Below are 13,051 nucleotides of genomic sequence, written 5' to 3' on the forward strand. Positions count from 1 at the left end.
GGTCACCCCATGTGACACATGAATGAAAGAGGTCTGACATGACCCACAAAATCGCAATTCTTGGCGCTTCTGGTTACACCGGCGCGGAACTCGTGCGGCTGATCGCCGGGCATCCGAATATGGAAATCAAAGCTCTGGCCGCCGAGCGGAAGGCTGGGCAGACAATGGCGCAGGTATTTCCGCATCTGCGCCATATGGATTTGCCGGTGCTTTGCAAGATTTCCGAGATCGACTTTAGCCAAATCGACCTGTGTTTCTGCGCTTTGCCGCACAAGACCAGTCAGGAAGTCATTCGTGAACTGCCCAACACCTTGAAAATTGTTGACCTGTCGGCAGATTTCCGGCTTCGCGATGGCGACGAATACAAGAAGTGGTATGGGAATTCACATGCCGCGCTTGGGCATCAGGAAGAGGCGGTTTATGGTCTGACCGAGTTCTACCGTGACGAAATCCGCGGCGCTCGGCTGGTTGCCGGGACCGGATGCAATGCCGCGACGGGTCAGTATGTGCTGCGTCCGCTGATTTCGGCGGGTGTGATTGATCTGGATGACATCATTCTGGACCTGAAATGCGCGGTCTCGGGCGCAGGTCGGGCGCTGAAAGAGAATCTATTGCACGCAGAACTCAGTGAAGGGGCGAACGCATATGCCGTTGGCGGGACGCACCGGCATCTGGGCGAGTTTGATCAGGAATTCACGGAACTGGCTGGACGGACGGTGCATGTGCAGTTCACACCGCACCTGATCCCAGCCAACCGGGGTATTCTGGCCACAACCTATGTAAAGGGTGACCCGCAGAGCGTGTATGAGACACTTCAATCGGCCTATGAAGCCGAGCCCTTCATTGAGATGCTGCCATTTGGCGAGACGCCGTCGACCCACCATGTGCGGGGGTCGAACTTCTGCCATATCGGTGTCGTTGGAGATCGGATCGAACGCCGTGCAATCGTGGTGGCAGCATTGGATAACCTGACAAAAGGTAGCAGTGGGCAAGCCTTGCAGAACGCCAACCTGATGTTAGGTGAGGATGAAACCCTGGGTCTGATGATGGCCCCCTTGTTCCCGTGAGGACGGTATGAAAACGCTTAAGAAACGTCGTCGTGTACAAGTCATTCTAGTGGCTGTTGCGGCCCTGATACTGGCGACGGGTCTGATCGGATATGCGATGCGTGATGGCATCAACTTTTTCCGCTCACCCAGTCAGGTGATTGCAGAACCGCCGAAACCGACCGAGGTGTTCCGTCTCGGTGGATTGGTCGAAGAAGGTTCGATCATTCGCGGGCAGGGTGAGACTGTGCATTTCGTCGTGACCGACGGCGGTGAAAGCGTAAAGGTCGCTTTTACCGGTGTTCTGCCTGATCTGTTCTCGGAAAATCAGGGTATGGTGGGCACCGGAAGTTATGTGAACGGAGTCTTTGAAGCCACTGAAATCCTTGCGAAACACGATGAAACCTACATGCCAAAAGAGGTTGTGGACGCATTAAAAGAGCAAGGCGTTTATCAGGAATCAGGCGATAGCTGAATGCAGCATCGCTGAATGCCATCGGCGTCAAATTTCTAAACAGAAGAAGCGGGGCGTTGCGTGCGAGAGGTAGGCAGCGCCCTTTGTTTTGCAGTGGTGTTAACGAAATTGTCCGACCGTTTGCCAAAATTTGGCATAGGGGTGACGATGTTGACGGTACGACAGATTGCAAAAGGGATCGTGGCGCGGGAAGGTGGTTTTGTGGATGACCCCGATGATCCCGGCGGTGCCACGAAATACGGGGTGACGATCCATACCATGCGCCGATTGGGTCTTGATCTGGACCGAGATGGTTCGGTGACGCAACAAGACGTGCGCATGCTTAGCAAAGCGCAGGCCGTCGATATTTTTCTGGAACACTATTTTGAGAAACCACGCCTTCAGGTGCTGCCGAAAGCCGTACAGGCATCCGTGTTCGACATGTACGTCAATGCAGGAGCTCAAGCGGTGAAAATCCTGCAGAACCTGCTGCGGCAGATGGAGTATTACATTACGGTTGACGGGGTCATCGGCCCTCAGACTGCGCAGGCTAGCCGGGAGGCGGCTAGTCCAAAGCCTCTGGTGTTTCGTGATGCCTATGGGGTCGCAAGACGAAACTATTACTTCCGTTTAGCAGACCGGCGGATCGCTCTTCGCAAATATGCCAGAACTCGCGCGGGCGGCAAAGGCGGATGGATCAAGCGTGCCGAAGAGTTTTTATCGCCCAAGTATCATCTGAGCGAGGACGCGTTTCAGAAAAGGGTTTCAGGATGGGTTTGATCTCGGGTTTGTTGGCGCTCTTGTTTGGCGGAGGTCGCAATGTGGTTCGCGAAACTGCGGAAGTGTTTCGCGAAAATGTAGAAAGCGGTGCCGAGCGTTCTGTCGAACTGCGCGGTGCGGCCATGGCGCAATTCGGCACTGAATTCCAAGCTCCAAGCAAAACCAGGTTTGATCGATTCATGGATGGGCTGAATCGCCTTCCGCGACCGGCGCTGGCTTTGGGAACATTGGGTTTGTTTCTGGCCGCCATGATCGATCCGTTGTGGTTCGCAGCACGAATGCAGGGAATTGCGCTGGTGCCAGAGCCACTGTGGTGGCTGTTAGGGGTGATCGTGTCGTTTTACTTTGGCGCGCGGCATCAGATCAAAGCGCAGGATTTTCAAAGGGAAATCAGCGCGACAATGCTGAGGGCGCCTGAGGTGATCGCCAATCTTGAAACGATCCGCGGGTTGCGTGATGACAGTCCGGGTGTCGCCGATACTGGCTCGGACGCATCGTTGGCCGAAGCAGTCAACCAGCCGGATTCGAACCCTGCATTGGAGGACTGGAAGCGGCTACGAAAGACCTGAGGCGCGACATTATGTGCGGTGATCCGAGGCGAATGTGAATGGCACTTGCACCGGTGCCGCAGTATAAGCAGGCCATGATTACAGAGCTCGGCCACTTCGCACTGATCCTAGCCTTCCTCGTCGCCATCGTCCAAACCGTGGTGCCGTTGATTGGGGCTGCAAAACGCTGGAATGGGTGGATGGTTTTTGCCGAACCGGCAGCCATCACGCAGCTCATTTTGGCCTCGTTTTCTTTTGGTGCGCTGGTCTGGGCGTTTACCACATCTGACTTCTCGTTGCGGATCGTGGTCGAAAACAGCCATTCGGCAAAGCCGATGCTCTACAAGATCAGCGGGACTTGGGGAAACCATGAAGGCTCGATGCTGTTATGGGTCCTGATTGTCGCAATATTCGGCGCGATGGCCGCCATTTTCGGGGCTGGTTTGCCTCCGACCTTGAAGGCACGGGTTCTGGCTGTTCAGGCGTCGATCGGCGTGGCGTTCTATGCCTTTATCCTGTTCACGTCGAACCCGTTTGATAGGCTGCCTGTCCCTCCGTTTGATGGCCGGGACCTGAACCCGCTGTTGCAGGACCCCGGTTTGGCCTTCCATCCGCCGTTCCTGTATCTGGGCTATGTGGGCCTCAGCATGGCGTTCAGCTTCGCCGTTGCCGCGCTGATTGAAGGCCGCGTCGATGCGGCTTGGGGACGTTGGGTGCGGCCTTGGACTTTGGCGGCCTGGGTTTTCCTGACAATTGGCATCGCGCTTGGATCCTGGTGGGCCTATTACGAATTGGGCTGGGGCGGGTTCTGGTTCTGGGACCCGGTAGAGAATGCCAGCTTCATGCCTTGGCTGCTGGCCGCTGCGCTGCTGCATTCCGCCATCGTGGTCGAAAAACGCGAGGCGTTGAAAAGCTGGACGATCTTGCTTGCGATCATTGCGTTCGGGTTTTCGCTGATCGGAACCTTTATCGTGCGCTCGGGGCTGCTGACGTCTGTCCATGCCTTTGCCAATGACCCTGAGCGTGGTGTGTTCATCCTGTTCATTCTGATCATCTTTACCGGCGGCGCATTGACCCTGTTTGCTGCACGTGCGCAGGCGATGGAGGCGAAAGGTGTCTTCGGAATGGTCAGCCGCGAAAGTGCGTTGGTTTTGAACAACATCTTGCTGGCCGTTAGCTGCTTTGTCGTGTTCTTTGGTACGATGTGGCCAATGGTGGCCGAGATGGCGTTTGACAGAAAGCTCTCGGTGGGCGCGCCGTTCTTCAATGCGGCATTTACGCCATTCATGGTTGTCCTTGGAATCGTTCTTCCTGTTGGTGCAATGCTGCCGTGGAAGCGGGGCAGGCTGGGCCGTGCGGCATGGTCTTTGCGCTATGCCTTTGTGCTGGCTGTTGCGATCGCAATTCTGGTCTGGGTAATGCAGACCGGTCGCAGCGCCTTGGGACCAGTGGGCCTGTTCCTTGGGGCGTGGATCACCTTCGGCGCCATTGTCGATCTTTGGAGCCGCACGGGCCGCAAAGGCAATCTGGCACGCCTGTTCCGACTGCCGGGCGCGGATTGGGGCAAGGCGGTGGCCCATACTGGCTTGGGTGTCACAATGTTTGCAATCGCGGGTCTGACCGCGTGGGAGGTTGAGGATATTCGTGTCGCGCAACCGGGTCAGCCATTCGAGGTTGGGCAGTTCACGTTAACGCTGCAAGACGTGCGTCAGGTACAGGGGCCGAACTATTTCTCGACCATGGCGGATGTGATCGCTGAAAAGGACGGGCGCTATATTACAACCCTGAACCCTGAAAAGCGCGACTATCCGGTCGCGCGGATGCCCACAACCGAAGCCGCGATCGATTATCGCTTTCTGCGTGATCTGTATGTCGTGATCGGGGATCAGCAAGCAGATGGCGGCTGGGTGATGCGGACCTATATCAAACCTTTGGCCAACTGGATTTGGGGCGGATGTATCCTCATGGCTCTGGGCGGTGTGCTCAGCTTGTCGGATCGCCGATTCAGGGTTGCAGCCGGTGCACGAAAAACGCCTGCAAGCGGGGTTCCTGCCGAATGAAACGCTTGCTGTTGATCCTGCTTCTGATCGCGTCACCTGTCATGGCTGTTCAGCCGGATGAGGTGCTTGACGACCCGGCGCTCGAGACACGAGCACGGGATATCAGTACCGGTCTGCGCTGCTTGGTGTGCCGGAACGAAAGCATTGACGAAAGCAATGCTGAACTTGCGCGTGATCTGCGTATCTTGGTGCGAGAACGTCTGGTTGCGGGGGATACTGATCAAGAGGTTATGGACTTCATCGTTGATCGCTATGGCGAATATGTGCTGCTGAAACCTACCGCGACCGGCGCCAATCTGTTGTTATGGCTGTCGGCTCCTGTCATGCTGCTGATAGCGGCCGGCATGGGGTGGAACTTTTTGCGCAAGCGTTCGCAGCATCAGGAAGTAGCGCATTCAGAAGGCCTTAGTGAGGAAGAACAAGAGCGTCTGCGCCGAATTCTGGAAGACTGACGCGCGGTTCTTCTTTTCCTTTTTCCGCATTTGCGTCAGTGTTTTGCAGAACGCTGCGCAGCTGAGGTTTTGCATGGAATACGAAGCGGTCCTTCTGGACATTACTGATAACTTGGCGGTTTTGACATTGAACCGGCCGGATAAGATGAATGCGTTGACTACGCAGATGCGGGCCGAGATCACCTACGCAATGAAAGACGCCGCGCAACACGCTCGCGCGATCGTCCTGACCGGTGCTGGACCTGCCTTTTGTTCGGGGCAAGATCTTGGCGACGCGTCGAGCACAGGAAAGATCGACCTCGAACGCGCGCTTCGGGACGAATATGAACCGATGCTTGAGGCTGTCTATGATTGCCCCGTGCCAACTATAGCGGCAGTTAACGGACCAGCAGCGGGGGCGGGGGCTAACCTGGCACTTTGTGCCGATGTGGTGATAGCAACCGAGAGTGCCTATTTCCTGCAAGCTTTCGCTCGGATCGGTCTGCTGCCCGATGCAGGCGGCACCTGGTTCATGCCGCGTCAGATGGGGTTTGCCAAAGCGATGGGTGCAGCGTTGTTTGCAGACAAGATCAGCGCGCGCCAGGCGGATGAATGGGGATTGATCTGGGAAGCGGTTGCGGATGATGAGTTCGACGCTCATTGGCGCAAGAGAGCTGCGTATTTGGCGAATGGCCCAACCTCTGGGTTTCGCGCGATCAAACAAGCGATCCGGGGAACTTACGATAGAACATTACCTCAGCAACTTGCAGCCGAAGCCCACCTGCAGGGCGAATGCGGACGTACCCGAGACTTTGCCGAAGGCGTCGTAGCATTTCTTGAAAAGCGCCCTGCGAAATTCGAAGGGCGCTGATCATTCAATCAGGCCCGGCGGCGGCGACGAGTGCGCCGTTCGGGAACGGCCTCGTCCCCAGTGCCATCTGAGGCTGAGGTAAACGGACCAAGCGCCGATACGATCTGATCCAGGGTCGGGCGCTCGCCGCGCGGACCGTTATCTAACGCCTCGCGCATTTTGCGCAAATGCGCAGGCATAGTGCCACAGCAACCGCCAATGATCGTTGCACCTGCATCGCGCGCCATGGCGGCGTACTGGCCCATCAGTTCAGGCGTTCCATCATAATGGATATGACCGTCCACATATTTCGGGATCCCTGCGTTGCCCTTGGAAATCAGTGGACGTTCGTTTCCTTGGGCAGCGAACCCAAGCACCGTCCGCAGTATATCCGAGGCACCAGTGCCGCAATTCGCCCCGAACGCAACTGGAGGATTGGGCAGAGTTTCCACGATCATTGCGAGATCAGAAGATGTAACACCCATCATTGTGCGGCCAGCCGTGTCAAAACTCATGGTGCCGCACCACGGCATATCTGCCAGAGCGAACGCTTCTGCCGCAGCCCGGAATTCTTCCGGCGCGCTTATGGTCTCAAGCCACAGAACATCTGCGCCTCCGGCCTTCAATGCCTCAGCTTGTTCATGAAACATCTCGACGGCTTCGGCGTGTGAGAGGCTACCGACAGGTTCCATGATCTCGCCGGTCGGACCAACGGATCCGGCCACGATGATTGGGCGGCCTGCTTTATCAGCGACTTCGCGACCCAGTTCAGCGCCAGTACGGTTCAGCTCGGCCACGTGGTTCTGGGCGTCGTGTAACTTCAAACGCGCGGCTGTTCCACCAAATGTGTTTGTCAAAAACAGATCACTGCCGGCATCGACCGAGCCCTGATACAGAGCACGAATCTTGTCAGGCGCATCGACATTCCACAATTCCGGCGCATCGCCTGATTGCAGGCCCATGTTGAACAGGTTCGTCCCGGTCGCGCCATCCGCCAGAATGACGTCTACGGTTTCCAGAAGGTTGCTGAGCGCGTTTGTCATTGGAGTATTCCAAAATTGGGGCCACAGCCCGTAAAAATATGAGACGCCCCGTGTCTCATGACCGGGGCGTCAAATCAAATTCATAAAACTCATGAAGATCATGAGTTTTGAAGCTCAGGCATCAGGACTCGGCTTCTGCCATCACCTGCTCTTTGGCTTCGACCAGAAGTTCGACCATCTTCTCGCGGATTTTAGCCTCATCCGCGAGATCACCGAGGTATCCTTTGACCGCCTCGACAACATCGTCTTCGCTGACATTTTGCAGGTCGGTGTGGACCAGTTCCTGCCCGTATTTACGCGCCTGTTCCACAGTCTCGCCTTTCAGCGCCGAGGCCCATACAGCCATAAATCGATTGCGGCGCATCCGGGCGATGAACTGCATCTTTTCGTCATGAGCGAATTTGTTTTCAAACGCGGCTTCACGTTCGTCGAATGTGGTCATTGGTTGGGGACCTCTTGGGTTAGATGTTCTTTTCTGATGATATGACTATACGACGCCCTGTGCGCAAGGTATTTGCGCTGCGTCAAAGCCTCTCGGGGTTGCGAACTTGCGGGAAAGCGGGGCTTGCACTATGAGGGCGCCAACGTGAAGGGACTCATTCCCTTTCCCCAGACTGGAAAGGTCGCTCATGGCGCGTCGCAAGAAGATTTACGAAGGTAAAGCCAAGATCCTGTATGAAGGTCCCGAGCCGGGCACCATCGTGCAGTACTTCAAGGATGACGCCACAGCTTTCAACGCCGAGAAGAAAGACGTGATCGATGGAAAGGGCGTTCTGAACAACCGGTTGAGCGAATTCTTCATGACCGGTCTGGCCCAGATCGGAGTTCCGACGCACTTTATTCGCCGTCTGAACATGCGGGAGCAACTTGTGCGGAATTGTGAGATCATTCCACTGGAAGTGATCGTCCGCAACTATGCCGCCGGATCGATGTCCAAACGCCTCGGTATCGCCGAGGGTACTCAACTGCCGCGCCCGATTGTTGAATACTGCTACAAGGACGATGCGCTGGGTGATCCGTTGGTGACCGAAGAGCACATTGCGGCATTCGGCTGGGCGAGCCAGCAGGATATGGACGATATCCTGAGCCTTGCACTGCGCGTTAATGATTTCATGAGCGGCGTGATGCTGGCGGTTGGTATTCGTCTGGTCGATTTCAAAATCGAGATCGGGCGTGTGTTCGAAGGCGATTTCCAACGACTGATCATTGCGGACGAAATCAGCCCCGATAGCTGCCGTCTATGGGATATCGAAACCGGTCAGAAGCTGGACAAGGATGTGTTCCGCCGTGATCTGGGTAGTCTGACTGATGCATATTCTGAGGTCGCCCGCCGTCTTGGCGTTCTGCCCAAAAGCAATGTCACAAAACCAACGCTGATCAACTGATCCTGTCTCATATCGACAGGGTTGTCCGACAAGCCCAAGCGGGGTATCCCGCGCCCAACGAAACGGATCGATGCGCGGTCCATCAGTGGAGTTCTCGAAAATGAAAGCACGTGTGCATGTGATGCTCAAGAACGGGGTTCTGGACCCGCAGGGCGAGGCTGTGCGTCACGCATTGGGTGCGATGGGCTTTGATCAGGTCGAAGGTGTCCGTCAGGGCAAGGTGATCGATCTGGAACTGGCAGACGGCGCGACCGAGGCGGACGTAACCAAGATGTGCGAAAAGCTGTTGGCCAACACGGTCATCGAACGCTTCGAGATCGAACTGCTCTGAGTTTTCCGACCTAGGAGGGTCCGCCATGCGCGCAGCCGTCATCGTTTTTCCTGGTTCCAACTGTGATCGGGACCTTGCCGTCGCCTTCGAGCAGGCCGGTTTTTCCGTCGATATGGTCTGGCATAAAGATGCCGCGCTGCCCGAGGGCATAGATATTGTCGGTGTTCCGGGTGGGTTTTCCTATGGTGACTATCTGCGCTGCGGCGCGATTGCGGCCCAATCGCCCATTTGCAAAGCGCTGGCCGCGCATACCGAGCGTGGTGGCTATGCCGTCGGTATCTGCAACGGTTTTCAGGTTCTGACCGAAACCGGAATTCTGCCTGGCGCGCTGTTGCGCAATGCCGGTCTGAAATACATCTGCAAAACGATCGGTCTGAAGGTCGAAACCAGCGATAGCGCCTTTACTGAAGGGTACAATGCCGGGGATGTGATCGATATCCCGATTGCGCATCACGATGGCAATTATTTCGCAGACGATGAGACCTTGGCCGAGTTGAGGGATCAGGATCGCATTGCCTTCACATATGCCGAAAATCCCAATGGTTCGCGTGACGATATTGCAGGGATTTTATCGCACAACCGGCGCGTGTTAGGCATGATGCCCCACCCAGAACGAGCGGCGGATTCAGGCCACGGAGGCACTGACGGGACGGCGCTCTTCCGCGCATTGGCCGGGGTGCTGACGCCCGCGTGACTTGAGGTCATCAGTCGGGACGCGTAGCGTCAGTACATGAGCGCGGAAGATCAAGCAGACAGCAAAGGGTTTCTGAACCGGTTTCGCGGCGCGCCTATGGGCTGGCGGCTGCGTCTTGCCGTGTTTTTGTTGCTGCTTGCTACTGTCGCCACAGTGTGGATCACCAACAGTCTGCTAACCAGTCGCTTCACCGAATCGACCAGAAACCGCGCCGAACTGCGGTTAGCCTTGTATTCCGGCAACCTGCTGAGTGAGTTGCGACGCAACGCCATAGTGCCGCAGTTGCTTGCCCGTGACCCCACCCTGATTTCGGCCCTGCAATCCAGCGATTACACGCTGTCGAGCCAGCGCCTGATCTCTTTCGTTGAAGAAATCGGGGCGGCCTCGCTGGTTTTGCTGGATGGGGATGGCCTGACACGTGCTGCAACCGACCGGAACCGGTTGCAGGAAAGCCACCGGAACTCGCCTTACTTCATCGATGCTATCCGGTCGAATGCCACTATATTCTCGGTTATTCCACGTGAATCCGGCGGTTACAGCTTTGTCTACTCGCGGCGAATCGAGGCGAATGCAGAGATCCTTGGCGTGATCGTTGTCGAAGTTGATTTGCAGAAATTTGAACGCGCCTGGGCTGGTATTTCTGACGCGGTGATGGTCACAGACAGCACTGGTACGATCATCCTCTCGACCGAGCCTCAGTGGCGGGGTCTGGATGAAAGCGGTGCCATGTTGCGCCAACCCCCTCAGAACGCGATCCAGCGCGCAATCCGGGCCACAACCGATTGGAGTGCTTTGCCCCCGGATGCCTATCTTCAGGGCGAGGCTGTGATGCGGATGGAGACCCGTATTCCGTTCCGGGGCTGGCAAATGACCTCGTTCACCACCTATTCATCGATCCGCGAGCGGGTGAACAGCGTTCTGGCGCTTGAGATCATGGCATTTGCGATTCTTCTGGCGCTGACCTTCTATGCGCTCAGCCGCAGGGCGACGTTGCGCATGACCTTGTTCCAGCGCGAGTCGGCGGAGCTTCGCGCATTGAACGTAAGGCTGCAGCGGGAAATCGCTGAGCGTGAACGTGTTGAAAAGACGCTGGAAGTTGCCGAACAAACCCTTGCCCAGAGCTCAAAACTGGCAGCACTTGGCGAGATGTCTGCGGCAGTCAGTCACGAGTTAAATCAACCTCTGGCTGCGATGAAAACTTATCTGGCCGGCGCGCGTCTGCTTTTGCGTCGAAACCGGCCCGAAGAGGCGTTGGCCAGCTTTGGGCGGATCGACGGATTGATCGAGCGGATGGGAGCGATCACGCGCCAGCTCAAATCCTATGCGCGCAAAGGTGCAGATGCGTTTTCGCCAGTAAATCTTGGCGAAGCGCTGGCCTCGTCCCTGTCGATGATGGAACCGCAGCTGCGTCAGCGGCATGTGAAGATAACCCAGATTTTGCCCGAAGAACCTGTTATAGTGATGGGTGATCGGATGCGGATCGAACAGGTTATGGTCAATCTCTTGCGCAATGCGCTGGATGCGACCAAGTCTGTGGATGAGCCGGATGTCGAGATCATTCTCGCTGCAGGTGAAACTGCGGTACTGACCGTGCGGGACAATGGCCACGGGATCGAGGATATCGAAAACCTGTTCGAGCCGTTTTATACGACCAAACGCCCGGGGGACGGCGTTGGTCTGGGGCTTGCCATCTCGTCCGGGATCGTGAACGACCATGGCGGACGGCTGACCGCGCGCAACGGCCAACAGGGTGGCGCGGTGTTTGAGATGCAATTGCCCATATTGGGAAGCGACGGCCTTGAGGCCGCGGAATAGAGGAAGTGACTATGGCACAGGCCATGAAAATCGCCATCGTGGATGATGAACAGGACATGCGCCAGTCGATCAGCCAGTGGCTGGCTTTGTCGGGGTACGACACCGAAACCTTTTCAAGCGCCGAGGATGCGCTCAAGGTCTTGGGGCCAGAATACCCCGGGATCGTGATTTCTGACATCAAGATGCCTGGAATGGATGGCATTCAACTGCTGAAAAAGCTGATGGGGGCCGATAGCACGCTTCCGGTGATCATGATCACGGGACATGGCGACGTGCCAATGGCCGTAGAGGCGATGCGTGTCGGGGCGTTCGATTTCCTTGAAAAGCCGTTTAACCCCGATCGCATGTCCGAACTGGCCAAACGCGCCAGCAATGCGCGTCGTCTGACGCTCGACAACCGAGCCCTGCGGCGTGAGCTGTCTGGCGGTACGCAGATCATGAACAAGCTGATCGGTGCCAGCCCCGTCATGGAGCGGTTGCGTGAAGATATTCTGGATCTGGGGCAGGCGGATGGTCATGTCCTGATCGATGGGGAAACCGGAACCGGAAAGACTTTGGTGGCGCATGCATTGCACGCGGTTGGTAGCCGGGCGGGTAAGAAATTCGTCCTGGTTTCTTGCGCAGCACTTGAGGAAGAAGCGCTGTCGAAACGCCTGTTTGGCCCGATGTTGCCCGAGGACACGCAGTTGCCCGCCATCGAAGAGGCCCGCGGCGGTACGCTGGTTCTCGAGGATGTCGAAGCCCTGAGTGATACGCTGCAGGCCCGTCTCTTGAGCGTTATGAATGAGCAGGGCACCCCTGCGGAAACGCGGATCGTTGCGATTTCGAACCTGCAGGAAGCGGGCAAAACCTCAGAAGATGTATTGCGTCCCGATCTGTTCTATCGGTTGGCGGCGCTGCGCATCACCATGCCTCCGCTGCGACAGCGGGGTGAGGACATCCTGACGCTGTTCACCCGTCTGAGCGAACAGTTCGCAGAGGAATATGGCTGCGACGCGCCTCAGGTCAGTGCGCAGGAAGCGGCTCAGCTGCTTCAGGCCCCGTGGCCCGGGAATGTGAGGCAGTTGATCAACATTGCTGAGCGTGCGGTGCTGCAGTCGCGGCGCGGGTCGGGGACAATTGCTTCGCTGCTGATGTCGGATCACGAAGAGATGCAGCCTGTGATGACAACTGAAGGCAAGCCGCTGAAGGAATATGTTGAAGCCTTCGAGCGGATGCTGATCGACAATACGATGCGCCGTCACAAGGGATCGATCGCCTCGGTGATGGAAGAACTCTGCCTGCCACGCCGGACACTGAACGAAAAGATGGCGAAGTACGGGTTGCAGCGTTCGGACTACCTGTGAAGGTGGAGGAGGGGGCTGGCCCCTCTTGAGCCTGCGGTTCAATTCAACCCCTGGATATTTCTGAACAGATGAAGGGACTCTTCGGCGCGTTCTTGGGTCGCGATGCAGTTTGCCCATTGTCTTTTCCACAGGACTGCTTTTATTGTGATCGAACGGGCCGGGTATTTTGTGCCTGCAAGCCCCGTGTTTTGAGTTTCGCTGCTGAGCTGATGGTGAGGATAGATCCCGCGCGGCGCGGCAGACCGATTATGCCCCAATGGGGCAGATG

Annotated in this window: 14 protein-coding genes; 12 read left to right on the forward strand and 2 right to left on the reverse strand. The window is 56.7% G+C overall.

Annotation, left to right across the window (positions count from 1 at the left end):
• Positions 1 to 38 precede the first annotated feature (38 nt).
• From argC to ACR0JG_RS10490, 7 genes are all read left to right on the forward strand, one after another.
• Positions 39 to 1,067, forward strand: a complete 1,029-nt coding sequence (gene argC, locus ACR0JG_RS10460) for an N-acetyl-gamma-glutamyl-phosphate reductase (RefSeq protein ID WP_223118092.1) — start codon at positions 39 to 41, stop codon at positions 1,065 to 1,067.
• Positions 1,068 to 1,074: 7 nt separating this feature from the next.
• Positions 1,075 to 1,521, forward strand: a complete 447-nt coding sequence (gene ccmE / locus ACR0JG_RS10465) for a cytochrome c maturation protein CcmE (RefSeq protein WP_480569596.1) — start codon at positions 1,075 to 1,077, stop codon at positions 1,519 to 1,521.
• Between the two features lie 147 nt (positions 1,522 to 1,668).
• Complete coding sequence (locus tag ACR0JG_RS10470; RefSeq protein WP_480569599.1) at positions 1,669 to 2,280, forward strand: holin-associated N-acetylmuramidase; 612 nt, start codon at positions 1,669 to 1,671, stop codon at positions 2,278 to 2,280.
• On the forward strand, positions 2,271 to 2,849 hold the full coding sequence (locus ACR0JG_RS10475; protein ID WP_170595715.1) for a holin family protein: 579 nt from the start codon (positions 2,271 to 2,273) through the stop codon (positions 2,847 to 2,849). The genes ACR0JG_RS10470 and ACR0JG_RS10475 overlap by 10 nt, the downstream gene beginning before the upstream one ends.
• A gap of 74 nt (positions 2,850 to 2,923) precedes the next feature.
• Positions 2,924 to 4,888: a heme lyase CcmF/NrfE family subunit gene (locus ACR0JG_RS10480; RefSeq protein ID WP_480571078.1), complete on the forward strand. Its 1,965-nt coding sequence runs from the start codon at positions 2,924 to 2,926 to the stop codon at positions 4,886 to 4,888.
• The gene (locus ACR0JG_RS10485) at positions 4,885 to 5,340 is read left to right on the forward strand and encodes a cytochrome c-type biogenesis protein (protein ID WP_480569602.1); all 456 of its coding nucleotides are present in this window, start codon (positions 4,885 to 4,887) and stop codon (positions 5,338 to 5,340) included. The genes ACR0JG_RS10480 and ACR0JG_RS10485 overlap by 4 nt, the downstream gene beginning before the upstream one ends.
• A 73-nt stretch (positions 5,341 to 5,413) precedes the next feature.
• A complete protein-coding gene (locus tag ACR0JG_RS10490; RefSeq protein WP_170393167.1) occupies positions 5,414 to 6,190 on the forward strand; it encodes an enoyl-CoA hydratase-related protein in 777 nt (258 codons plus the stop codon).
• Between the two features lie 8 nt (positions 6,191 to 6,198).
• On the opposite strand, the gene bmt is transcribed toward ACR0JG_RS10490, so the two are convergent.
• Both bmt and ACR0JG_RS10500 read right to left on the reverse strand, forming a co-directional pair.
• Positions 6,199 to 7,212 carry a betaine--homocysteine S-methyltransferase gene (gene bmt, locus ACR0JG_RS10495; protein ID WP_480569605.1) on the reverse strand — a complete coding sequence of 338 codons (1,014 nt, stop codon included), beginning with the start codon at positions 7,210 to 7,212 and terminating at the stop codon, positions 6,199 to 6,201.
• A gap of 121 nt (positions 7,213 to 7,333) precedes the next feature.
• Entirely contained in the window at positions 7,334 to 7,654 is a 321-nt protein-coding gene (locus ACR0JG_RS10500) for a DUF1476 domain-containing protein (protein WP_170393165.1), read from the reverse strand.
• A gap of 187 nt (positions 7,655 to 7,841) precedes the next feature.
• Between ACR0JG_RS10500 and purC the strand changes: the two genes are divergently transcribed.
• From purC to ACR0JG_RS10525, 5 genes are all read left to right on the forward strand, one after another.
• On the forward strand, positions 7,842 to 8,597 hold the full coding sequence (gene purC, locus ACR0JG_RS10505; protein ID WP_170393164.1) for a phosphoribosylaminoimidazolesuccinocarboxamide synthase: 756 nt from the start codon (positions 7,842 to 7,844) through the stop codon (positions 8,595 to 8,597).
• A gap of 100 nt (positions 8,598 to 8,697) precedes the next feature.
• The gene (gene purS, locus ACR0JG_RS10510) at positions 8,698 to 8,928 is read left to right on the forward strand and encodes a phosphoribosylformylglycinamidine synthase subunit PurS (RefSeq protein ID WP_010439914.1); all 231 of its coding nucleotides are present in this window, start codon (positions 8,698 to 8,700) and stop codon (positions 8,926 to 8,928) included.
• A 25-nt stretch (positions 8,929 to 8,953) separates the two neighbouring features.
• A complete protein-coding gene (gene purQ, locus ACR0JG_RS10515) occupies positions 8,954 to 9,622 on the forward strand; it encodes a phosphoribosylformylglycinamidine synthase subunit PurQ (protein ID WP_480569608.1) in 669 nt (222 codons plus the stop codon).
• A gap of 36 nt (positions 9,623 to 9,658) precedes the next feature.
• On the forward strand, positions 9,659 to 11,437 hold the full coding sequence (locus ACR0JG_RS10520) for a sensor histidine kinase (protein ID WP_370644429.1): 1,779 nt from the start codon (positions 9,659 to 9,661) through the stop codon (positions 11,435 to 11,437).
• Between the two features lie 11 nt (positions 11,438 to 11,448).
• Entirely contained in the window at positions 11,449 to 12,783 is a 1,335-nt protein-coding gene (locus ACR0JG_RS10525) for a sigma-54-dependent transcriptional regulator (RefSeq protein ID WP_170393162.1), read from the forward strand.
• Positions 12,784 to 13,051: the final 268 nt, after the last annotated feature.

The sequence above is a fragment of the Ruegeria sp. AD5 genome (assembly GCF_056542345.1).

Bases quoted from the DNA above. Each gene is read 5' to 3' on its own strand.
- ACR0JG_RS10475 (WP_170595715.1), top strand. From the start codon at position 2,271: ATGGGTTTGATCTCGGGTTTGTTGGCGCTCTTGTTTGGCGGAGGTCGC.
- ACR0JG_RS10485 (WP_480569602.1), top strand. From the start codon at position 4,885: ATGAAACGCTTGCTGTTGATCCTGCTTCTGATCGCGTCACCTGTCATG.
- ACR0JG_RS10520 (WP_370644429.1), top strand. From the start codon at position 9,659: ATGAGCGCGGAAGATCAAGCAGACAGCAAAGGGTTTCTGAACCGGTTT.
- ccmE (WP_480569596.1), top strand. From the start codon at position 1,075: ATGAAAACGCTTAAGAAACGTCGTCGTGTACAAGTCATTCTAGTGGCT.
- ACR0JG_RS10525 (WP_170393162.1), top strand. From the start codon at position 11,449: ATGGCACAGGCCATGAAAATCGCCATCGTGGATGATGAACAGGACATG.
- ACR0JG_RS10470 (WP_480569599.1), top strand. From the start codon at position 1,669: ATGTTGACGGTACGACAGATTGCAAAAGGGATCGTGGCGCGGGAAGGT.
- ACR0JG_RS10480 (WP_480571078.1), top strand. From the start codon at position 2,924: ATGATTACAGAGCTCGGCCACTTCGCACTGATCCTAGCCTTCCTCGTC.
- purQ (WP_480569608.1), top strand. From the start codon at position 8,954: ATGCGCGCAGCCGTCATCGTTTTTCCTGGTTCCAACTGTGATCGGGAC.
- bmt (WP_480569605.1), bottom strand. From the start codon at position 7,212: ATGACAAACGCGCTCAGCAACCTTCTGGAAACCGTAGACGTCATTCTG.
- purC (WP_170393164.1), top strand. From the start codon at position 7,842: ATGGCGCGTCGCAAGAAGATTTACGAAGGTAAAGCCAAGATCCTGTAT.
- purS (WP_010439914.1), top strand. From the start codon at position 8,698: ATGAAAGCACGTGTGCATGTGATGCTCAAGAACGGGGTTCTGGACCCG.
- ACR0JG_RS10490 (WP_170393167.1), top strand. From the start codon at position 5,414: ATGGAATACGAAGCGGTCCTTCTGGACATTACTGATAACTTGGCGGTT.
- argC (WP_223118092.1), top strand. From the start codon at position 39: ATGACCCACAAAATCGCAATTCTTGGCGCTTCTGGTTACACCGGCGCG.
- ACR0JG_RS10500 (WP_170393165.1), bottom strand. From the start codon at position 7,654: ATGACCACATTCGACGAACGTGAAGCCGCGTTTGAAAACAAATTCGCT.